Source organism: Streptomyces actinomycinicus, assembly GCF_016741775.1.
In the GTDB taxonomy this organism is placed as follows: Bacteria; Actinomycetota; Actinomycetes; order Streptomycetales; family Streptomycetaceae; genus Streptomyces; species Streptomyces actinomycinicus.
This window is the reverse complement of the sequence record NZ_JAERRK010000019.1, coordinates 159,667-180,409: the sequence shown is the minus strand read 5'-3', so window position 1 is coordinate 180,409 and position 20,743 is coordinate 159,667. Positions and strand designations below refer to the sequence as shown.

Annotated in this window: 14 protein-coding genes and 1 pseudogene; 3 read left to right on the top strand and 12 right to left on the bottom strand. The window is 72.1% G+C overall.

The features are described 5' to 3' along the window. The 5 genes from pgi to tkt all read right to left on the bottom strand — a co-directional run. A partial coding sequence (pgi, locus tag JK359_RS29425; RefSeq protein WP_201842038.1) for a glucose-6-phosphate isomerase occupies positions 1 to 1,110 on the bottom strand: 1,110 nt, incomplete at its 3' end. A gap of 1 nt (position 1,111) precedes the next feature. Further along, on the bottom strand, positions 1,112 to 2,038 hold the full coding sequence (gene opcA / locus JK359_RS29420) for a glucose-6-phosphate dehydrogenase assembly protein OpcA (protein ID WP_201842036.1): 927 nt from the start codon (positions 2,036 to 2,038) through the stop codon (positions 1,112 to 1,114). After that, positions 2,035 to 3,618 (bottom strand): glucose-6-phosphate dehydrogenase, encoded by a 1,584-nt coding sequence (gene zwf, locus JK359_RS29415; RefSeq protein WP_201842034.1) that lies wholly within the window; start codon positions 3,616 to 3,618, stop codon positions 2,035 to 2,037. The genes opcA and zwf overlap by 4 nt, the downstream gene beginning before the upstream one ends. Continuing rightward, complete coding sequence (gene tal / locus JK359_RS29410; protein WP_201842032.1) at positions 3,618 to 4,760, bottom strand: transaldolase; 1,143 nt, start codon at positions 4,758 to 4,760, stop codon at positions 3,618 to 3,620. Before tal ends, zwf begins: the two co-directional genes overlap by 1 nt. 18 nt (positions 4,761 to 4,778) lie before the next feature. Next, on the bottom strand, positions 4,779 to 6,854 hold the full coding sequence (gene tkt, locus JK359_RS29405) for a transketolase (protein WP_201842030.1): 2,076 nt from the start codon (positions 6,852 to 6,854) through the stop codon (positions 4,779 to 4,781). Between the two features lie 145 nt (positions 6,855 to 6,999). On the opposite strand from tkt, the gene JK359_RS29400 reads away from it, so the two are divergent. Further along, positions 7,000 to 7,923: a helix-turn-helix domain-containing protein gene (locus JK359_RS29400; RefSeq protein ID WP_201842028.1), complete on the top strand. Its 924-nt coding sequence runs from the start codon at positions 7,000 to 7,002 to the stop codon at positions 7,921 to 7,923. A 27-nt stretch (positions 7,924 to 7,950) separates the two neighbouring features. Here the strand turns inward: JK359_RS29400 and JK359_RS29395 are convergent, their stop codons facing one another. Both JK359_RS29395 and JK359_RS29390 read right to left on the bottom strand, forming a co-directional pair. Then, complete coding sequence (locus JK359_RS29395; RefSeq protein ID WP_201842026.1) at positions 7,951 to 9,342, bottom strand: glycoside hydrolase family 16 protein; 1,392 nt, start codon at positions 9,340 to 9,342, stop codon at positions 7,951 to 7,953. 396 nt (positions 9,343 to 9,738) lie between these two features. Then, complete coding sequence (locus tag JK359_RS29390) at positions 9,739 to 10,605, bottom strand: class I SAM-dependent methyltransferase (protein ID WP_201842024.1); 867 nt, start codon at positions 10,603 to 10,605, stop codon at positions 9,739 to 9,741. A 160-nt stretch (positions 10,606 to 10,765) separates the two neighbouring features. Here JK359_RS29390 and JK359_RS29385 point away from each other — a divergent pair, with 160 nt between their 5' ends. Next, positions 10,766 to 11,383, top strand: a complete 618-nt coding sequence (locus JK359_RS29385) for a TetR/AcrR family transcriptional regulator (protein ID WP_201842022.1) — start codon at positions 10,766 to 10,768, stop codon at positions 11,381 to 11,383. Between the two features lie 117 nt (positions 11,384 to 11,500). On the opposite strand, the gene JK359_RS29380 is transcribed toward JK359_RS29385, so the two are convergent. From JK359_RS29380 to JK359_RS29370, 3 genes and pseudogenes are all read right to left on the bottom strand, one after another. Further along, entirely contained in the window at positions 11,501 to 13,174 is a 1,674-nt protein-coding gene (locus JK359_RS29380; RefSeq protein ID WP_201842021.1) for a PHP domain-containing protein, read from the bottom strand. A gap of 19 nt (positions 13,175 to 13,193) precedes the next feature. Beyond that, the gene (locus JK359_RS29375) at positions 13,194 to 15,053 is read right to left on the bottom strand and encodes a LamG-like jellyroll fold domain-containing protein (protein ID WP_201842019.1); all 1,860 of its coding nucleotides are present in this window, start codon (positions 15,051 to 15,053) and stop codon (positions 13,194 to 13,196) included. A 130-nt stretch (positions 15,054 to 15,183) separates the two neighbouring features. After that, positions 15,184 to 15,672: pseudogene (locus JK359_RS29370) on the bottom strand (DUF4981 domain-containing protein); the annotation flags it as partial. 497 nt (positions 15,673 to 16,169) lie between these two features. Here JK359_RS29370 and JK359_RS29365 point away from each other — a divergent pair. Next, the gene (locus tag JK359_RS29365) at positions 16,170 to 17,507 is read left to right on the top strand and encodes a 6-phospho-beta-glucosidase (protein WP_201842015.1); all 1,338 of its coding nucleotides are present in this window, start codon (positions 16,170 to 16,172) and stop codon (positions 17,505 to 17,507) included. A 48-nt stretch (positions 17,508 to 17,555) separates the two neighbouring features. Here the strand turns inward: JK359_RS29365 and JK359_RS29360 are convergent, their stop codons facing one another. Continuing rightward, on the bottom strand, positions 17,556 to 19,241 hold the full coding sequence (locus tag JK359_RS29360; RefSeq protein WP_201842013.1) for a carbohydrate binding domain-containing protein: 1,686 nt from the start codon (positions 19,239 to 19,241) through the stop codon (positions 17,556 to 17,558). A 200-nt stretch (positions 19,242 to 19,441) separates the two neighbouring features. After that, the gene (locus JK359_RS29355) at positions 19,442 to 20,563 is read right to left on the bottom strand and encodes an ATP-grasp domain-containing protein (protein ID WP_201842010.1); all 1,122 of its coding nucleotides are present in this window, start codon (positions 20,561 to 20,563) and stop codon (positions 19,442 to 19,444) included. Between the last annotated feature and the right edge of the window lie 180 nt (positions 20,564 to 20,743).

Genomic DNA, 20,743 nt, shown 5'->3' with positions numbered 1-20,743 from the left:
TTGCACCGGGTCGCCCTGCCGGTCCACCGACTTGCCGTTGGACTCCATGTCCAGCTGCTGGAGGTACGCGGTGAATTTCGACAGGTAGTGGCTGTAGGGCAGCACGGCGTGCGACTGCGCGTCGTGGAAGTTGCCGTACCAGATGCCCAGCAGGCCCAGCAGCAGCGGGGCGTTGGACTCGGCGGGCGCGGTGCGGAAGTGCTCGTCGATGAGGCGGAACCCGCCGAGCATCTCCCGGAACCGGTCCGGGCCGATGGCGATCATCAGGGACAGGCCGATCGCCGAGTCGTACGAGTAGCGGCCGCCGACCCAGTCCCAGAACTCGAACATGTTGTCGGGGTCGATGCCGAACCCGGCGACCTTCCCGGCGTTCGTGGACAGTGCCACGAAGTGCTTCGCGACCGCCTTCTCGTCGCCGTCCATGGCCCGGAGCAGCCAGGACCGCGCCGACGTCGCGTTCGTGATCGTCTCGATCGTGGTGAACGTCTTGGACGCCACGATGAAGAGCGTCTCGGCCGGGTCCAGGTCGCGGGTCGCCTCGTGCAGGTCGGCGCCGTCCACGTTCGACACGAACCGGAACGTCAAGTCCCGTGCGGTGTAGGGGCGCAGCGCTTCGCAGGCCATGGCGGGCCCGAGGTCGGAGCCGCCGATGCCGATGTTGACGACGTTCCGGATGCGCTTGCCGGTGTGACCGGTCCACTCGCCCGAGCGGACCCGGTCGGCGAAGCCGGCCATCTTGTCGAGCACGGCGTGCACCTTCGGCACCACGTTCTCGCCGTCGACCTCGATCACCGCGTCCCGCGGGGCGCGCAGCGCGGTGTGCAGCACGGCCCGGTTCTCGGTGACGTTGATCCTCTCGCCGCGGAACATGGCGTCCCGCAGCGCGAACACGCCGGTGGCGGCGGCGAGTTGCCGCAGCAGGGCCAGCGTCTCGTCGGTGACCAGGTGCTTGCTGTAGTCGATGTACAGGTCGCCGACCCGTACGACGTACCGCTCGGCGCGCCCGGGGTCCGCCGCGAACAGCTCGCGCAGGTGCGGCCGGCCCTGGGCGCTGTGGCGGGCGAGTGCCGTCCACTCGGGCCGGCTGGTGAGTTTCGGGAACTCGGCCATCTCAGGCGTTCTCCTCGGCGGCCTCGCCCCGCAGGGCGATGGCGTACATCTCGTCGGCGTCGAGGCGGCGCAGCTCCTCGGCGATGAGTTCGGAGGTGGAGCGGACCTTCAGGGCGAGGGTGCGCGGCGGCTGGCCCGGCAGGGTCAGTGTGGCGAGCGGTCCCTCGGGGCGGTCGATGACGATCTCGCCGGCCGCGGTGCCCAGGCGTACGGCGGTCACGACCGGTCCGGCGGTGACCACGCGGTCGACGCGCACGTTCAGCCGGGCCTCCAGCCAGCGGGCCAGCAGTTCCGCGCTGGGATTGTCCGCCTCGGCCTCGACGGCCGCCGACGTCACCTTCGCCCGGGCCTGGTCCAGGGCGGCGGCCAGCATGGACCGCCACAGGGTGAGCCGCGTCCAGGCCAGGTCGGTGTCGCCCGGCGCGTAGTTGCGGGCGCGGGTCTCCAGGACCTCCATCGGCCGCTCGACCGCGTACAGGTCGGTGATCCGCCGCTGGGCCAGCGCGCCCAGGGGGTCCTTGGAGGGTGTGTCGGGTGCCTCCACCGGCCACCAGACGACGACCGGGGCGTCCGGCAGCAGCAGCGGCAGGACGACCGAGTCGGCGTGGTCGGACACCTCGCCGTAGGTGCGCAGCACGACCGTCTCGCCGGTGCCCGCCTCCGAGCCGACGCGTACCTCGGCGTCCAGCCGCGAGTGGGTGCGGTCCCGCAGGGTGCGGGCGTGCCGCTTGATGACGACCAGGGTGCGCGAGGGGTGCTCGTGCGAGGCCTCCTCGGCCGCCTTGATCGAGTCGTAGGCGTTCTCCTCGTCCGTGACGATGACCATCGTCAGGACCATGCCCACGGCCGGCGTGCCGATGGCGCGGCGGCCCTGCACCAGCGCCTTGTTGATCTTGCTTGCCGTGGTGTCGGTCAGGTCGATCTTCATGGCCTGCGCCAGCTCCGTCCGTCTCGTGCGAGCATCTCGTCGGCTTCCCTCGGTCCCCAGCTGCCCGACGCGTACTGCGCCGGCCTGCCGTGCGCCGTCCAGTACTCCTCGATCGGGTCGAGGATCTTCCAGGACTCTTCCACTTCCTGGTGGCGGGGGAACAAATTGGCGTCACCGAGCAGTACGTCCAGGATGAGCCGCTCGTACGCCTCGGGGCTCGACTCGGTGAACGACTCGCCGTAGGCGAAGTCCATCGACACGTCCCGGATCTCCATCGACGTCCCCGGCACCTTCGAGCCGAACCGCACCGTCATGCCCTCGTCCGGCTGGACGCGGATGACGATCGCGTTCTGGCCCAGTTCCTCGGTGGCGGTGGAGTCGAACGGCGAGTGCGGGGCCCGCTTGAAGACCACCGCGATCTCGGTGACCCGGCGGCCCAGCCGCTTCCCCGTGCGCAGGTAGAAGGGGACGCCCGCCCAGCGGCGGTTGTCGATGCCCAGCTTGACCGCGGCGAAGGTGTCGGTCTTCGACTTCGGGTCGATGCCGTCCTCCTCCAGGTAGCCGACGACCTTCTCGCCGCCCTGCCAGCCGGCCGCGTACTGGCCGCGCACGGTGTGCCGGCCCAGGTCCTCCGGCAGACGCACCGACTTCAGCACCTTCAGCTTCTCGGTGAGCAGCGCCTCCGCGTCGAACGCGATCGGCTCCTCCATGGCGGTCAGCGCCATCAGCTGGAGCAGGTGGTTCTGGATGACGTCCCGGGCGGCGCCGATGCCGTCGTAGTAGCCGGCCCGGCCGCCGATGCCGATGTCCTCGGCCATGGTGATCTGGACGTGGTCGACGTACGACCGGTTCCAGATCGGCTCGTACATCTGGTTGGCGAAACGCAGCGCCAGGATGTTCTGGACGGTCTCCTTGCCGAGGTAGTGGTCGATCCGGAACACCTGGTCCGGTTCGAACACCTCGTGCACGATCGCGTTCAGGTCACGGGCGCTGGCCAGGTCGTGGCCGAACGGCTTCTCGATGACCGCGCGCCGCCAGGAGCCCTGCGGCGGGCTCGCCAGGCCGACCTTCTTCAGCTGCTGCACGACCTTGGGGAAGAACTTCGGCGGCACCGAGAGGTAGAACGCGAAGTTGCCGCCGGTGCCCCGGGAGGCGTCCAGCTCCTCGACGGCGTCCTTCAGCTGTTTGAACGCGGTGTCGTCGTCGAAGTCGCCGGGGATGAACCGCATGCCCTCGGCCAGCTGCTGCCAGACCTCCTCACGGAACGGGGTGCGGGAGTGCTCACGGACGGCGTCGTGCACGACCTGGGCGAAGTCCTGGTCCTCCCAGTCCCGGCGGGCGAACCCGACGAGGGAGAAGCCCGGCGGCAGCAGACCGCGGTTGGCCAGGTCGTACACGGCCGGCATCAGCTTCTTGCGGGACAGGTCACCGGTCACCCCGAAGATGACCAGGCCCGAAGGTCCGGCGATACGGGGGAGCCTGCGGTCGCGGGTGTCCCGCAGCGGGTTCACCCAGTCGGCGGCCGGGATCACCGGCACGCGCGCCTGCTCGGGTGCCTGGGCGGGTGCGTTCTCGGTCATCAGGCGTCAACTCCCTTGCTCTTCAGGGACGTGGCGACGGCGTCCAGCAGCTCCTGCCAGGCCGCCTCGAACTTGGCGACGCCTTCGTCCTCCAGCTGCCGGACGACCTCGTCGTAGGAGATGCCGAGCCGCTCGACGGCGGCCAGGTCGGCGTGGGCCTGCGCGTAGCCGCCGGTCACGGTGTCGCCGGTGATCTCACCGTGGTCGGCGACGGCGTTCAGGGTGGCCTCGGGCATGGTGTTGACGGTGCCCGGCGCGACCAGTTCGTCCACGTACAGGGTGTCCTTGTACGCGGGGTCCTTCACCCCGGTCGACGCCCACAGCGGGCGCTGCTTGTTCGCCCGGGCGCCGGAGAGGGCCGGCCAGCGCCCGGACGCGAACACCTCCTGGTACGCCTGGTAGGCGAGGCGGGCGTTGGCGAGGGCGGCGCGGCCCTTGAGCGCGAGGGCCTCGTCGGTGCCGAGGGCGGTCAGCCGCTTGTCGATCTCGGAGTCCACGCGGGAGACGAAGAAGGACGCGACCGAGTGGACCGTGGCCAGGTCGACGCCCCGCTCGCGGGCCTTCTCCAGACCGGCCAGGTAGGCGGCCATGACCTCGCGGTAGCGCTCCAGGGAGAAGATCAGGGTCACGTTGACGCTGATGCCGAGACCGATGACCTCGGTGATCGCCGGCAGGCCCGCCTGGGTCGCCGGGATCTTGATCATCACGTTGGGGCGGTCGACCAGCCAGGCCAGCTGCTTGGCCTCGGCGACGGTGGCCGCGGTGTCGTGGGCCAGGCGCGGGTCGACCTCGATGGAGACCCGGCCGTCCCGGCCCCCCGACGTGTCGTACACGGGGCGCAGGATGTCGGCGGCGTCCCGCACGTCGGCGGTCGTCATCATCCGTACCGCCTCGTCCACCGTCACACCCCGCTCGGCGAGGTCGGCGAGCTGCTCCTCGTAGCCCTCGCCGGAGCCTATGGCGGCCTGGAAGATGGACGGGTTGGTGGTGACACCGACGACGCTTCCGTTCGCCACCAGCTCGGCGAGGCCGCCCGAGGTGATCCGCCTCCGCGACAGGTCGTCGAGCCAGACCGACACGCCTTCGTCGGCGAGGCGCTTGAGGGCTCCGGGGGTGGCGGTTGCTTCGGTCACAGTGATCATCTTTCTTTCGCGTCGGTATCAGGCGCGCGCGGCAGCGAGCGACTCGCGGGCTGCGGCGGCGACGTTCTCGGGGGTGAAGCCGAACTCGGTGAACAGCGTCCCGGCGTCGGCGGAGGCACCGAAGTGTTCGAGCGAGACGATCCGCCCCGCGTCGCCCACGAACCGGTACCAGGTCAGGGCGATGCCGGCCTCCACGGCGACCCGGGCCCTCACGGCCGGGGGCAGCACCCGCTCGCGGTACTCGCGCGGCTGCTGCTCGAACCATTCCACCGACGGCATCGACACCACCCGGGTGCCCGTCCCCTCGGCCTCCAGCCGTTCCCGCGCGGCCACGGCGAGCTGCACCTCGGATCCCGTCGCGATGATGATCACCTCCGGGACCTCCGTCGAGGACTCGCGCAGCACATAGCCTCCCTTGGCCGCGTCCGGGTCGGGCGCGTACACCGGCACGCCCTGGCGGGTGAGCGCGAGCCCGTGCGGGGCGGGGTCGGTGGCGTGCCTCTTCAGGATCTCGGCCCAGACGACCGCGGTCTCGTTGGCGTCCGCCGGGCGGACGACGTTCAGACCCGGGACGGCACGCAGCGAGGCGAGGTGCTCGACCGGCTGGTGGGTGGGGCCGTCCTCACCGAGTCCGATGGAGTCGTGCGTCCAGACGTACGTCACCGGCAGCTGCATCAGCGCCGACATCCGGACGGCGTTGCGCATGTAGTCGGAGAACACGAGGAAGGTGCCGCCGTAGACGCGGGTGTCGCCGTGCAGGGCGACGCCGTTCATCTCCGCGGCCATCGAGAACTCGCGGATGCCGAAGTGGACGGTACGGCCGTAGGGGTGAGCCTCCGGCAGCGGGTTGCCCTCGGGCAGGAACGAGCTGTCCTCGTCGATGGTGGTGTTGTTCGACCCGGCGAGGTCCGCGGAGCCGCCCCACAGCTCGGGGAGCACCGGGCCGAGCGCCTGCAGCACCTTGCCGGAGGCGGCGCGGGTGGCTACGGCCCTGCCCTCCTCGAAGACGGGCAGGGCCTCCTCCCAGCCCTCGGGCAGTTCGCCCTTGCTCACACGGTCGAACAGCTCGGCCCGCTGCGGCTGCGCGGCACGCCACTCGGCGATCCGCTTGTCCCAGGCCGCGTGCGCCTCGGCACCCCGGTCCAGGGCCCGGCGGGTGTGGCGCAGCACCTCCTCGGCGACCTCGAAGGTCCGCCCCGGGTCGAAGCCGAGGATGCGCTTGGTGGCGGCGATCTCGTCCTCGCCGAGGGCTGAGCCGTGGGAGGCCTCGGTGTTCCGCGCGTTCGGGGCGGGCCAGGCGATGATCGTGCGCATCGCGATGATCGAAGGCCGTCCGGTCTCCGTCCGGGCCGCCTCCAGCGCCGCATGCAGGGCCCGGACGTCGATGTCGCCGTCGGCGGTGGGCTCGATGCGCCGGGTGTGCCAGCCGTAGGCCTCGTACCGCTTCAGCACGTCCTCGGAGTACGCGGTCGCCGTGTCGCCCTCGATGGAGATGTGGTTGTCGTCGTAGAGGAGGACCAGGTTGCCGAGCTTCTGGTGGCCGGCCAGCGAGGACGCCTCGGCGGAGACGCCTTCCTGCAGGTCGCCGTCGGAGACGATCGCCCAGATCATGTGGTCGAAGGGGGAGGTTCCCCGGGGGGCGTCCGGGTCGAACAGACCGCGCTCGTAGCGGGCGGCCATCGCCATGCCGACGGCGTTCGCGACGCCCTGGCCCAGTGGACCGGTGGTGGTCTCGACGCCGGCGGTGTGCCCGTACTCGGGGTGACCCGGAGTCCTGGAGCCGTGTGTCCGGAACGCCTGCAGATCGGCCAGCTCCAGCTCGTACCCGGCGAGGAAGAGTTGTGTGTAGAGGGTCAGCGAGGTGTGGCCGGGGGAGAGGACGAACCGGTCACGGCCAGTCCACTCGGGGTCGGCCGGGTCGTGTCGCATCACCTTCTGAAAGATCGTGTACGCGGCAGGTGCCAGGCTCATCGCGGTGCCCGGGTGTCCGTTCCCCACCTTCTGCACCGCATCGGCCGCCAGCAAACGGGCTGTATCCACGGCGCGACGGTCGAGGTCGGTCCACTCGAAGCCGTCGGATGTCCCGGGAGTCATCTTCAAGAAGTCCTCGTTCGGTGCGGCTAACGGTCCGGATGTGTTCAAACTTAAAAGTCTGACTTTTTTGAGGGAAGGGTGCGGTGTGCCAGCCTGTGGTGAATCTGGGACAGCGACCGCGCGACAGGGACGGCACGAAAAGGGCATGACCGACAGAACGCAGCAAGGCGCCGGCGGCGACACCGGCGACGGCGCGAACCCGGACCGCGACGGGATCAGAACCCTCCCCTTCCCTGCCGACCTGGCAGTCGGCGGCGTCGGCATGCAGATCGGTCCCCTGGGACCCGACCGCACCTGGCACGCCGACGCGCCCCTGCACCGCGTCCACCGCATCGACTTCCACGTGGTCATGCTCTTCACCGGCGGACCCGTACGGCACATGGTCGACTTCGCCGAGTACGAGGCGACGGCCGGCGACCTGCTGTGGATCCGACCCGGACAGGTCCACCGCTTCTCCCGCGAGAACGTGTACCGCGGAACCGTCCTCACCATGCAGCCCGGCTTCCTGCCCAGCGCCACCGTCGAGGCCACCGGCCTGTACCGCTACGACCTGCCGCCCCTGCTGCACCCCGGCCCGGCCCAGCTCACCGCCCTCCAGGCGGTGCTGGACCAACTCCGCCGCGAGTACGAGGACACCACCACGCTCCCGCTCGGCCTGCACACGGCCGTACTCCGGCACACCCTGACGGCCTTCCTGCTGCGCCTCGCGCACCTCGCGGCCAGCTCCGCACGCTCCCCCGGGCAGCAGACGGACAACGCCTTCACCCGCTTCCGCGACGCGGTGGAGCGGGACTTCGCCACCAACCACAGCGTCAGCGCCTACGCGGACGCCCTCGGTTACTCCCGCCGCACCCTGGTCCGCGCCGTCCGCGCGGCCACCGGCGGGACCCCGAAAGGATTCATCGACAAACGCGTCGCCCTGGAGGCCAAACGCCTCCTGGCCCACACGGACCTGCCGATCGGCCGCGTCGGCGTGGCCGTGGGCTTCCCCGACGCGGCGAACTTCTCCAAGTTCTTCCACCTGCACACCGGCCGGACACCGGTGGCGTTCCGGGCGGACCTGCGGTAGGCCGTCCGGCCGGTGCGCCGGGCCCGCTCAGTGTCCGAAGCCGAACCAGTTCACGTTCACGAAGTCGGCCGGCTGGCCGCTGGTGAAGGTGAGGTAGACGTCGTGCGTGCCGGTCACCGCGCCGATGTTGGCCGGGACCGTCCGCCAGGACTGCCAGCCGCCCGTGTCGGCCACCGCGAAGCTCCCGACAGGCGCGTTGGCGCGGCTGTCCAGGCGCACCTCCACCAGTCCGCTGACCCCGCCGGCCGCACCGCTCGCGACCCGCGCGGTGAACTGCCGCGCCGGCGTGGACCCGAAGTTCACCCCCTTGTACAGGGCCCAGTCACCGTTGGCGATGTACCCGATGTCCTGTCCGCCGCCCGAGTCCGTGGTGGTCTCGGTGCTGATCCCGGACCGGTCGTCGTACGACTCGGCCTGGATGGTGCCGTACGCGTCCCGGTTGCCGGACGGCGGGGGAGTCGTACCGCCGGAGGACCGCAGGACCTGCACGTAGTCGACGGCCATCGCATGGCCGGGCTCCGTCCCGCTGTCCGGGCCGCCGCCGAACGCGTCCGGGAAACCGCCGCCCATCGCGACGTTGAGGATGAGGAAGTAGCCGTGGTCGGTGGCGTTGGCCCACGTCGTCGCGTCGACCTGGTTCGCCCGCACCGTGTGGAAGTTGACGCCGTCCAGGTAGAAGCGGATCTCCTCAGGACTGGTCGAGCGGTCCCACTCCATCGCGTAGGTGTGGAAGCCGGCCTGACAGGTGGTGCCGGTGCAGGCGGTGGAGCCGCCGATGCCGGAGGTCTCGTTGCACGGGCCGCCCGGGTTGGTGCCGCAGTGCATCGTGGCCCAGTCGGTGTTCAGGCCCTGGACGTTCTCCATGATGTCCAGCTCGCCGATGCCCGGCCAGTTCCAGTAGTTCCCGCGGAACGGGGCGCCGAGCATCCAGAACGCCGGCCAGTACCCCTTGGCCGCGGCGCCGGTGACGTCGGGCATCCGGATCCGGGCCTGCACCCGCAGTTTCCCGCCCGCCGGGGGCTGGAAGTCGGTGCGGTTCGTCTCGATCCGGCCGGAGGTCCAGTGGCCGGAGGCGTCACGCCGCGGGGTGATCAGCAGGTTGCCGTTGCCGTCCAGCGACACGTTGCTGGTGCTCGACGTCATCGTCTCGACCTCTCCGGTGCCCCAGCGTGCGGCGCCGCCGGGGTACGAAGTGCCGGTGTCGTACTGCCAGTCGGCCGTGTTCACGCCGGATCCGGCCGCGCCGTCGAAGTCGTCCGCGAAGACCTGCGTCCAGCCCGAGGGTGGCGTGGGGGCGGAGGCGTCGGCGGGCGTGGTGGCGGCCGTGGCGGCCACCGCCACCAGGCCGAGCGTGGCGAGGACGGTGAGGAGGGTGCGCCGCACGGGGCGGCGTCCGGGTGTGCCGGAGGGTGCGCTCATGGGGAACCTCTCGGTACGGGGGTGTGCACGGGATGCGCTGACGAGAGCGCTCTCGTGGGTGCGTGAGAGCGCTCTCAAGTGCCGCCAATGTGCTCTCCGGCTCTCGGACCGTCAAGACTTGAAGCAGGGAAAGTCTTTGCGGCGCACGGGAGTTCACCCGCTGAAGCCACCCGTACCGGATCGGAGCGCGACGCCCGCCGACGCCCCGCCGGTGGGGTGGCGGCGGACGGACGGCGGGCGGCGCAGGGCGGTAGGCGGGCGGTGAGCGGCGGGCGGCGCAGGGCGGAGGGTGAGCGGCGCAGGGCGGAAGGGGGGGTGCGGCGGGTAGTGGAGGGCGGAAGGTGGGGTGAGCGGCGGGCCTCGGAGTGCGGGCGGTGGATGCGGCCGTGGCCGCCGTCAGGCCCGGTCCGCCGGGGTGGCCGGGCGGTCCGCCGTGACGAGCCAGGAGGTGCTGCGCAGGCGGACGGTGCCGTCCGCCGTCTCATGGGCCCGCAGGTGGTTCGTGAGGGCGCGGCGGGCGCTGCTCCGTCCCGGTGCGTCGGTCTGTTCCATCAGGTGGCGGCCGGGGCCCGTGCCCAGCAGGAAGTCCGCCGCGTCCTCGGCTCCTTCCCCCCACGCCCCGAGCGCCTCTGTCCGGCTGACGGTGATGCCCGTGAAACCGGCCGCGGTGAGAACCTCGCGGATGCGGTCCGGTTCCGCCAGGGAGAACATGCCGGGCAGGCCGGGCTGTCCGAACTCACCGACCGGCAGAACGTCACGGAGTGAGGTCATGGCCACCACCCAGCCGTTGAGCAGCGGTTCCGCCGGGCAGACGAACGCCAGCCGGCCGCCGGGTGCCAATGCCCGGTGGACGTTGGCGAACGCGGCCACCGGGTCGGCGAAGAACATCACGCCGTAGCGGCTGATCGCCGTGTCGAACTCGCCCGCGTCGAAGGGGTGGGCCTGCGCGTCACCTTGCAGGAAGGACGCGTTGGTGATGCCCTCGCGCTCCGCGCCGGCCCGCGCCTCGGCCAGCATGGGGCCGGACAGGTCGAGACCCAGTGCGTGACCGTGGGGCGTCCCGCGCGCGGCGAGGCGCGTGGTCTGTCCGGAGCCGCAGCCGAGGTCCAGGACGCGATCGGCCACGGTGAGCGCGGCGGCGTCGAGCAGCGGCTCGTTGAAGCCCTCGTTCACGGCGTTCCAGCGGTCTTGGTTGCGGGCCCAGTGGGTTCCCTCGGGGCCGTTCCATGCGTGTGCCTGTTCCGTGTTGACGACGTCGGGCACGGGTGCCTCCTGCGACGGATGACGGGGGATGGGCGTGCACCCCAAGGTATGGGCGCCTGCCCAAACAGTATGGGCATCTGCCCAAGCATGCAATGTCCGCTACCATCACGGCAGTTGGGGCGCCTTGCGGGCGCCCGCAAGCGGAACGGAAGAGGGGCCCATGTCACCGCGTGGAGTGGCGACGCCGGACGCGCGCGAGCAGCTGTTCGCAGCCGCCGAGCGCGTCGTGGAGAGGGACGGCCCCGGCGCCCTCACCAGCCGGGCCGTCACCACCGAGGCAGGCTGCGCCAAGGGGCTGCTGCACGCGCACTTCTCGGGGATGGACGAGTTCGTCGCCGAACTCTGCCTCAGCCGCTTCGCGCGGACCGCCGCGAAGGCGCGGTCGCTGTCGGAACTCGTGGGGCGGAACACCGTGGCCCGGAACCTCGACGCCGTCGCCCTCGCACTGTTCGAGTCCGGCGGCCCGGGCATCTCGGGGCTGGCCATGACCCGGCCCGGCGCCGCGCTGCGCATCCGCCGGGCACTGGAGGGCGGGGCACCGGGCTTCGACGCGATCCAGACGGCCGTCACCGGTTATCTGGAGGCCGAACAGGGGCTCGGCCGGCTGGCGGAGACCGTCGACCCGAGCAGCGTGGCGCTGGCCGTCGTCGGCGCCGCCCACCATCTGCTGATGACCAGCTGGCCGGGCGCACCCGACCCCGGACCCGCCATGACACGCCTGGTGACCACGCTGGTCGACGGCCGGTGCTCTCCCGCGCATCACTCGCGCGAGCCGTGACCCGCTCCCCGGACACCGCCGGCGCCCTGCTCCCCGCGACGGGCACCGCAGCCAAGCCCCCGGTGGTCAACCGGGCTTCGAACTGCCCCTGGTGCGATGCCGGCGGAAGCCGGCGCTTCATCGGCTCTCCGTCACGTCGACGAAGACGGGGTTCGAATAGAACCACGTGTCCGCCCACGGGTCACCGTTCCCCGGCGCGTGCGGGACCGGCCCGTGCGGGTCGACGGCCGAGCCGAGGTAGCCGGTGCCGTGCCGGTTGCCGTCGCTGCCGCGCAGCCGGACGTAGAACGACTCCTCACCGGCGGTCAGCGGGATGCGCAGCGTGTAGGTGCCCCGGCGTCCGGTGACCTCGGTGGTGTGCACGACCCTGGTGTCCGGCGCCTTCCAGGTGTCCCGGTCGGCGACCGGGCCGCGCACGGCACCCCGGATGACGTCCACGTGAGCCAACTCGGGCAGGACGCCGTGCGGGTTGGGGCGGGACGCGGTCGTCACCGTCACGGACAGGGTGATCCGCTCGCCCCTGCGGACGCGCAGCCGGCCGCCCAGCGTGACACCGCGGCCGTGGTCGCAGTCCCGTTTGAGCCGGACGTCGAGCCCGTCGAGCAGGTGCCCGTGGTCGAGCCACACCCGGCCTGCCCGCAGACCCGCCATCACCGCGCGGTAGCCGTACCGGGTGACCCCGACGTGGGTACGGCTGAACTCGCCGGGCCAGAAGTCGCTGCCGGGCTGCGGGGTGTCCGTGGGCACCGGGTCGGGCAGCCTGCCGGTGCCGTCGAAGTTCTGCCCCGGCGCCCAGTCGCCGTTCTTCCAGGTGTCGAAGACGGTCCGGTGGTTGTCGGAGTTGGTGGTGACCGAGAACATCCTGCCCTCGGCCAGCATCGAGTCCCACAGGCCGCCGACGGTCGCCGTCGCCCAGTCGAAACCGCCGTAGGTGAGGCACGCGTCCCTCGGGTAACCCGCCCACGACTGCGCGGACGGGCCGTTCTGGTACTCGCCGCGGACCGACGTGGCGCCGCCCCACCCCGGGATCGCCGCGCCCTGGGCGCCGGGCGCGCCCTCCATGCCGATCATGATCTCGGGTGCCGCGTCCCGCCAGTTGCGCATCTCGTGCGGGGAGTCGATGCCGAGGCGCAGCGGGTGGTTGGCGAAGACGAGGACGTCGTCGACGTAACCGGTACGGCGCTGTTCGGCCAGCCACTGGATGGCCTTGACGGCGTGGGCCTCGTTGCGGGCGGTGTCGGTCGCCCCGGCGGCACCCTCGGTGTAGCCCAGCAGTTTGCCGTCGTAGGCGAGTTCGAACCGCGTGAGCAGGTCGGCCTCGTGCGGGCCGGGCGCCGCGAAGACCGTGCAGTGCTCGGCGGCCGGAATATACCATTCCAGGCCCTGGAAGATCAGCTGGCGCGGGTTCTCGGCGCGGGCCCTGAGGATCTCCCGGTGCTCCAGCGCGGCGCCGTGGGAGGCGTGCCCGAAGTTGGCGTGCTCGTTGAAGACCATCCAGTCCAGGCCGTACCGGGCGGCGGCCCGTGCCTGCTGCGAGAAGGTGTACTTCGCGTCGTGGCTGTACACGGAGTGGACGTGGTGGTCGCCGACCAGGTAGGCGAGGCGGGGGTCCTCGCCGCCGAAGCCGCGGCCGGTGGCGGCGACGGCCGGCACGGCGGACCCGCCGAGGGCGAACGCGGCACCGAACAGGCCCGCGCGGCGCAGGAGACGGCGTCTCGACACGCCCTGGGCGTCGAGGGCGGCGGGGGCGACCGCCGGGTCGGCCCATGCGGGCGGCTGCTGCTCGGTCATGGTGATCCTCGGAAGGCGGTCAGCGGGTCATGAAGGAGGAGACGGGCAGTGCCCGCGAGACGATCCGGACGTCACCGAGCCGCCCGTGCAGGACCTGGTCGATGCGGTCGGCGTACTCGTAGCCGCCGAGCAGCCAGGGCCGCCCGGCCGAGGCGATGCCGACGGCCGCCGCGTGCGGGTTCCGGGCCACGGGGCAGCCCTGGACGTACATCGTCGTGTGGCGTCCGTCGTTCACCACGGCCACGTGCCACCACCTCTCCCGGGCGGTCTCGTCTCCCCAGTTGGTGGCGAGCTGCTGCCGGTTCAGGGCACGGGCCGCCCACTGCGGGCCCGGCCCGTCGGAGAGCGACAGTGTGGCCAGCGGCTCGTCCGGGTCGTCCGTGACCGGGCCGGCGGAACCGTTGCGGCCGGTTCGGCCGACCAGACCGGACCAGGCGTGGCGGCCGGCGTCCCAGTCGGCGGGCAGCCGGTAGAACGCCTCGATGGTGTAACCGTGCTGGAAAGTGGCTGAGTTGAGCGGGGCTCCGTCGACCGTGCGCAGGTAGGCGCCCCGCAGTGGGGACTTGTCGCCCCGGAACTCCAGGCTGCCGTGGCCGGGCTGGTCGGGGTGGTGGTCGGAGGACCAGGTGAGCGTGCCACCGCCCACGCCGACCACGGTGAGGTCGTTGCCCCGCCCGGACAGGTCGCGGACGGTGCCGCTCACCGGCGTACCGTCCGCCCGGCCGTCGAAGCGCCAGTAGGCGACCGTGCCCGGTATCACCAGCTGTGCCGCGGGCCGCGCCGGGCGGGCCGGCTCCGGGGCGAAGCCGGAGAACCGTGCGGCGAAGTCGATGCCGACCGTGAAGCGGTCGGCGTCGCCGCTCAGCTCGATCTCCTGTCGCTCCAGCTCGTTGAGCCCCTTGGCGGCCCGGCCCAGGATCCACGGGGAGATCGTCTCCACGTCGATGACGTTCCGGTCCAGGTCGAAGCGGTAGAGGCGGATCATCGCCGCGCCGCCGAAGTAGCGGTTCTGATAGTTCGTCAGGTGCAGGTGTACGTCGTTGCCGGCCGCGTTCTCGCGGATCGCCCGGCCCGCGGGCCAGTAGTGGCCGTTCAGGGTCAGGAAGATCTGGTCGTGGCCCTCGATCAGCCGGTCCCACAGCTGCCGGCCGTACGGCGACAACGTGTCGTCGGCGACGACCAGCTCGTGCGTGGTGAGGACGACCGGAGTCCGCGGGTGCCGGGCGAGCACCTCCTCCGCCCAGGCGTACCCTTGCGCCGACAGCCGCCAGTCCAGCGCGAGCACCATCCACTCGCGGCCCGCCGCCCGGAACAGGTGGTAGGTGTGGTAGCCGTCCGGTGAGGAACCGCCGAAGGTCGGCTTGCCCTGGAAGCGTCGCGGCCCGAACGTGTCCAGGTACGGCGTCGCGCCGCGCTGGTCGTCCGTCGTCGACCGCACGTCGTGGTTGCCGGCCAGGACGCTGTAGCCGACGCCCCGCCGGTCCAGGATCCCGAACGCGTCGCCGATCGCCGCGAATTCGTCCTCGGCGCCGTTCTGGGTGAGGTCGCCGAGGTGGGACAGGAAGACGATGTTCTCGTCCCTGCCGTGTTCCAGCAGATAGCGCAGCGACGCCTCGACCGGTGCGGGGTCGATGCTCGGTCCGTCGAAGAGGTACTGGGTGTCGGGCATCACGGCGAGCGTGAACCGGCGGCTCTCCGTATCGGGCCGCCGGCTGCCCGCCCTCCTCGCTTCGGCCGCCTCGGCCGCCGCCGCGGTGGCCGGCAACGCCACCCCGGCCGTGGCGGCGGCGCCGAGCAGCGCGGTCGCTCTCAGGAAGCCGCGGCGCCCGGCACCGGCCTGTGCGGCCTCGCCCTGGGAAGGATCACGCGACGTGCACACGGTTGCTCCGGGAGGTGAGGGGGAAGCGGCGGTCAGAGATACGCGCGGGGCCGGTCTCGGCGACGGTCGGCGGTCCGCACGAGGTACGAAGGAGCGGCGCCGGAACCCCCGCCGGCCCCGAGTCCGCCACCGCCCCGCGGAGTTGGATGCGCGGCGCGCACAGAGTCGTACCGCGTGGTGTCCCCGGACGGTCGTCGGTCGTGACCACCCGCAGCGTCAGCCAGAGCGCACCGCCGTCCACCGGCAGCGCCAGCCCCAGGGGCACGGCCGCGGTCTCGCCCGGCCGGAGGTCCGGCAGCGCGGCGGGCGCGGTCAGGGTGCGTCCGTCGGCCAGGGTCAGCTCCCAGGTGCCCGCGAGCCGGCCGAGGCCGTGGACCCGCTGCCGGTTGGTGACCACGACGCCCTCGTGCCGGTAGCACCGGATGCCGACCGCGGCCGCGGTCTCGCACGCCCCGGGGGCACCGCCGTACACCCGGCGTCGGCCGGGCCCGGCACCGTTGTCGTCCTGCGCGGCGCCCACGGGCCCGGCCGGTCTTCCGTCGCTCACGCGCTGCACGATCCCGCGGTCCCGGAACTCCCGGATGAAGCCGCCCTGAAGACCCGGGGTGGACTCGATGGCGCCCAGTGGCGTGTGGGTGCGCGGGCGTGCAGGCGTGGCGGAGCGCCGGCGTACGGGAGTGCAGGCCTGTGGGCCCGTGGACGTGTTCGGCCTGTGGACATGTCGGGCCTGCGGACGTGTTGGGCCTGTGGACGTGTCGGGCCTGCGGGCGTGTGGGCGGGCGGTCGGCGGGGGCGCGGGGACACGGCCCCGGGCGTCGTGCCGCCCGGGCGGGACCCGGACCGCGGCGGATGACAAGGTGGTACCGCTCGCCGAGTCCGCCGGGCGCCCGGACATGGGCACCGGTACGGCACGCTGAGCCACGGGCACGGGCACGGGCACCGGTACGGCACGCTGAGGCACGGGCACGGGCACCGATACGGCACGGGGCACGAGCCCTGGCACGGGCACCGGCACCGGCACCGGTACGCCACGGCACCGGTACGCCAGGGCGCCGGTACGGCACCGGCACGGTGAGGGGTTGTGACGGAGGAACACGCGTGAGGAAGGGTGCGGGCGTGAAGCTGACGATTCTGGGCGGCGGCGGGTTCCGGGTACCGCTGGTCTACGGTGCCCTGCTGGCCGACCACGGGGAAGGGCGGGTCACCGAGGTCGTGCTGCACGACCTGGACGAGCGCCGGCTGCACGCGGTGACCCGGGTACTGGCGGAACAGGCCGCCGGTGTTCCCGATGCGCCGCGGGTGTCCGCCACCACCGATCTGGACGAGGCCCTGCGCGGCGCCCGCTTCGTCTTCTCCGCGATCCGCGTCGGCGGCCTGGAGGGCAGGGCGAACGACGAACGGGTCGCGCTGGCGGAAGGGGTCCTCGGCCAGGAGACCGTCGGCGCCGGCGGGATCGCCTACGGACTGCGCACGGTTCCGGTCGCCGTCGACATCGCCCGGCGCGTGGCCGGGCTCGCCCCGGACGCCTGGGTCATCAACTTCACCAACCCGGCCGGCCTGGTCACCGAGGCCATGTCCCGCCACCTCGGCGACCGCGTCATCGGCATCTGCGACTCGCCGGTCGGCCTCGGCCGCCGTGTCGCGCGGGTGCTCGGTGCCGACCCCGAGGAGGCCTTCGTCGACTACGTCGGCCTCAACCACCTCGGCTGGGTGCGCGGCCTGTACGTCGCCGGACGCGACGAACTGCCCCGGCTGCTGGCCGACCCCGCGCTCCTCGGCTCCTTCGAGGAGGGCCGGCTGTTCGGCACCGCATGGCTGCAGTCGCTCGGCGCGATCCCCAACGAGTACCTGCACTACTACTACTTCAACCGCGAGGCCGTGCACGCCTACCGGAACGCCCCGCAGACGCGCGGCGCCTTCCTGCGCGACCAGCAGGCCCGCTTCTACGCCGAGGCGGCCGACCCCGACGCCTCCGCCCTGCTCGCCTGGGACCGCACCCGCGCCGAGCGCGAGGCCACCTACATGGCCGAGAACCGGGAGAGCGCCGGCGCCGGCGACCGCGAGAACGAGGACCTGTCCGGCGGGTACGAGAAGGTCGCGCTCGCCCTCATGCGGGCCATCGCCCGGGACGAACGCGCCACACTCGTCCTCAACGTCCGCAACCGCTCCACGCTGTCCGTGCTCGACGCCGACGCGGTCGTCGAGGTCCCGTGCCTGGTCGACGCGAGCGGCGCCCACCCGCTGTCCGCCGGTCCGCTGCCCGGTCACGCCACCGGCCTGGTCTGCTCGGTCAAGGCCGTCGAGCGCGAGGTGCTGGCCGCGGCCGAGTCCGGGTCCCGGACGACCGCGGTGAAGGCCTTCGCGCTGCACCCCCTGGTCGACTCGGTCACCGTGGCCCGCAGACTGGTCGAGGGCTACACCGGCGTCCATCCGGGTCTGGCCTACCTGAAATGAGCACGGAGGGCCGCTCCGCCGAGCGGCCCTCCGCCGTTGCGCGTCCGGTCAGCCGGTGAACCCGGCCGTGACGGAGGTGAACTGCCAGTTGCTTTGGCCGATGCCGGAGCAGTTCTCGGCGACACCGCCGCCCGGGCAGGGCCGGTCACGGTTGACCGACCAGAAGGCGAGCCGGGCGATGTGGTGGGCGTTCGACCAGTCGCGGATCTGCGTCCAGATCGCCGGGGTCGTCGTCTCCTGCTGGTCGGACAGGCCGTTCATGCCGGAGATGCCGATGTGGGCGTAGGCGGTCGCGTCGTCCCAGCCGAAGGTGGACTTCAGCTTGCCCTTCAGCCCCTCCGCCGCGTTCACGGTGTTGCCGTACATGTCCGAGCCGCCGCCGAAGTCGAACGGCATGATGGTGAAGACGTCGATGTCGGCGCCCAGCGACTTGGCCTGCTCGATGAGCCGGTTGCCGTAGTACGTCGGGCCGGTGGTGGACGTGCCGAAGGTGACGATGGTCCTCAGGCCGGGGTTGGCGGCCTTGACCGTCTTCAGCGCGGTGAGGATCCTCGCCTGCACGGCCTCGTTCTCGAACTCGTCCGTGTTCTCGATGTCCATGTCGACCGCCTTCAGGCCGTAGGCGTCGATCACCTTCTGGATGGCCCCGGCGAGCGCGCTCGCGGAGGAGCAGTTGGCCCCGAGCTTGCTGCCCTGCCAGCCGCCGAAGGACGGGACGACGTCCCCGCCCGCGGACCGGATCTGGTTGATCGCGCTCTGGTCCACGCCGCCGCTCAGCGCCCGGCTGCCGTCCCAGGCCGGTGTGCAGCCGCCGGAGTCCAGCACGAACGCCATCGTGAACCACTTGACCCCGGTCGCGCTCATCACGGCCGTCGGGCTCGGCGGGTCACCCCAGCCCTCGTACAGGTAGGGCGCGGCCTGCTTGAAGCCGGTGCCGCCGCCCGGGCCCGCGTCCGTGGTGACGGAGACGGAGCCGGAGGCCGCCGAGACGTTCCCGGCCGCGTCCCGCGCCCTGACGCTGAAGGTGTACGACGTGCTGGGCGACAGCCCGCTGACCGTGGCGGACGTCCCGGAGACGCTCAGTACCCGACCGGAGCCGCTGTAGACGTCGTACGCCGTCACGCCCACGTCGTCCGTGGCGGCGTCCCACCTCAGCGACACGCTCGAGGAGGTCTTGCCGGTGGAAGTGAGACCGCTGGGCGCGCTCGGCGCCCGGGTGTCCCCGCCTCCGCCGCCGCCCGGGCCGTCCAGGGCGATGTCGTCGGCGTAGTAGGTGCCCTGGGCGTACCAGCCGTGCACGTAGACGGTGGCGCTGGTCTGCGCGGCGCCGGTGGTGAAGGAGACGCTGAGCCGGCTGTACGCCGAAGGGGACGTGGTCCAGGTGGAGGCGCCGCCGGTCACGCCGAGGTACACGTAGCTGCCGCGCACGAAGCCGCTGAGGCTGTACGTCGTGTCCGGCTGGACGGCGACGGTCTGGCTGCACTGCGCGTTGTCGCTCGAGGTCACCGCGCCCTGCAGCGACTTGGCGCCGCCGTGCACGGGGGAGGAGACGACCGAACCGAGGTTGCCGGTACAGCTCCAGGGGGAGAGGCTGCCCGACTCGAAGCCGGGGTTGGACAGGATGTCGGCCGCGTGGGCCGTACCGGGAAGGGCGATGGCCCCGCCGAGTACGAGAGCGGCGGAACCGAGGAGTGCGAGAAGCCGGCGTCTGGAACGCCCGAGTATGTTGCGCACGCGTTCTCCCTGTGGGGATGGGGGCGTCGGGGAGTGCGGGGAAGTGCGGAACAGGTGCGCCAATGAATTTGGTATGGACCAATCCCGGTGTCAAGGAGATGAGCGGGATCGGTCCGTGCCGGTAGCCGTGGGGCCCCCGGGTGGGCGTGGGGATCCGCGCGACGAGCCGCGGCGGACGGGGCCCGCGGCCGTCCGGTGGCCTAGAGCGGGAGCACCTGGGCCGCGGCGGCCGGCTGCGCCGGGGAGGGCACCGCCGACAGCAGCACCTCCGGCGACTCCGCCCGCTGCCGCGGAAGCGCCGCGGGCAGCAGGGGGCGCGGCCCCGACACCACCGTGTAGTCCTGGCCGAGGAACGGCGGTTCGATCACGCCCGTCTCCTCGCCCAGCGCCAACTGCACCGCCGACCAGGGCGCGTTCACCCCGCAGAGCGACAGCTGGTGCAAGCCCCCGGCGGGCCTGGTGTTGACGTCCAGCAGCACCGGGCGGTCGCCGAACATGCGGAACTGGACGTTGGACAGGTGGTGCAGCCCGAAGCCCTCCGCGATCAGCCGGGCCGGCCGCAGCCACCGCTCGTCCAGGGTGAAGCCCCGGCGCCGGCCGTTCTTGGTACGGCCCACCGCCAGTCGTACCCGGTTGTCGGTCCCGGTGAGGCAGTCGACGGACACCTCGGGCTGCTCCAGGCGCGGCATCACCAGCCAGTCCACCGGCTTCCCGGCCCGCCGCAGCGCCTCGGTCACCAGGTCCAGCTGCACGTACGGGCCGGGAAAGCCCTCGAGGCCGGCCAGCGAGAAGGGGGAGCGGGTGATCACCCGGAAGCCGGCCCCGCCCGCGCCGGCGGCCGGTTTGAAGCAGGCCCGGTGCCCGCCCGCCTCCAACTCCTCTATGGCCGCGACGAGTTCGTCCGCCGTCCGGACCCGCCACCACGGTGGCACCGGCACGCCCACCGAGCGCACCGCCTCGTACGCGATCGCCTTGTCCTCGAACACGGCCACCGCCTCGGGCGTCGGCGCCAGCAGCGCCGTGCCGGCCGCGGCGAACTCGGCCCGTTGCGCCACGATCGCGGCCTGGTGCAGCCGGGGCACGAAGACGTCGATCCCGCGCCGCACGCACTGGTCGAGGGCGTACTCGACGTACCCGGCCGGGGACAGTCCCTCCGGCTCCAGCTCGGCGGTGTCGGCGGCGGCCAGCACGGGGGAGTCGGGGTCGCCGTGGGTGGCGTGGATCTCGACCGCGCGGTCACTGGGATTTCTGCGCAGCTGATCCATGAAGAACACGTTCTCCGCGTACGTGCGGTTGAGCCAGACGCGTACGCGAGAGGGCATGCAGGCCGCCTTTCGGGGTGCGCGGGCAGGGCGGAGCGGCCCGTGCCCGGGCAGGAGGGAGGAAGGGTCACCAAACGGCCCTGGGAAAAGGGGAGTCGAGGGCGCCGGTGTCGGGGCGATCATACGGCTTTCAAAGGTCCCTCGGGCAACGCGCGCGTTACGGATTCCGGGCGCCCGGAC

Coding starts and splice junctions, on each gene's coding strand:
- opcA (WP_201842036.1), bottom strand. CDS start 2,038: ATGAAGATCGACCTGACCGACACCACGGCAAGCAAGATCAACAAGGCG.
- zwf (WP_201842034.1), bottom strand. CDS start 3,618: ATGACCGAGAACGCACCCGCCCAGGCACCCGAGCAGGCGCGCGTGCCG.
- tal (WP_201842032.1), bottom strand. CDS start 4,760: ATGATCACTGTGACCGAAGCAACCGCCACCCCCGGAGCCCTCAAGCGC.
- tkt (WP_201842030.1), bottom strand. CDS start 6,854: ATGACTCCCGGGACATCCGACGGCTTCGAGTGGACCGACCTCGACCGT.
- JK359_RS29400 (WP_201842028.1), top strand. CDS start 7,000: ATGACCGACAGAACGCAGCAAGGCGCCGGCGGCGACACCGGCGACGGC.
- JK359_RS29395 (WP_201842026.1), bottom strand. CDS start 9,342: ATGAGCGCACCCTCCGGCACACCCGGACGCCGCCCCGTGCGGCGCACC.
- JK359_RS29385 (WP_201842022.1), top strand. CDS start 10,766: ATGTCACCGCGTGGAGTGGCGACGCCGGACGCGCGCGAGCAGCTGTTC.
- JK359_RS29380 (WP_201842021.1), bottom strand. CDS start 13,174: ATGACCGAGCAGCAGCCGCCCGCATGGGCCGACCCGGCGGTCGCCCCC.
- JK359_RS29355 (WP_201842010.1), bottom strand. CDS start 20,563: ATGCCCTCTCGCGTACGCGTCTGGCTCAACCGCACGTACGCGGAGAAC.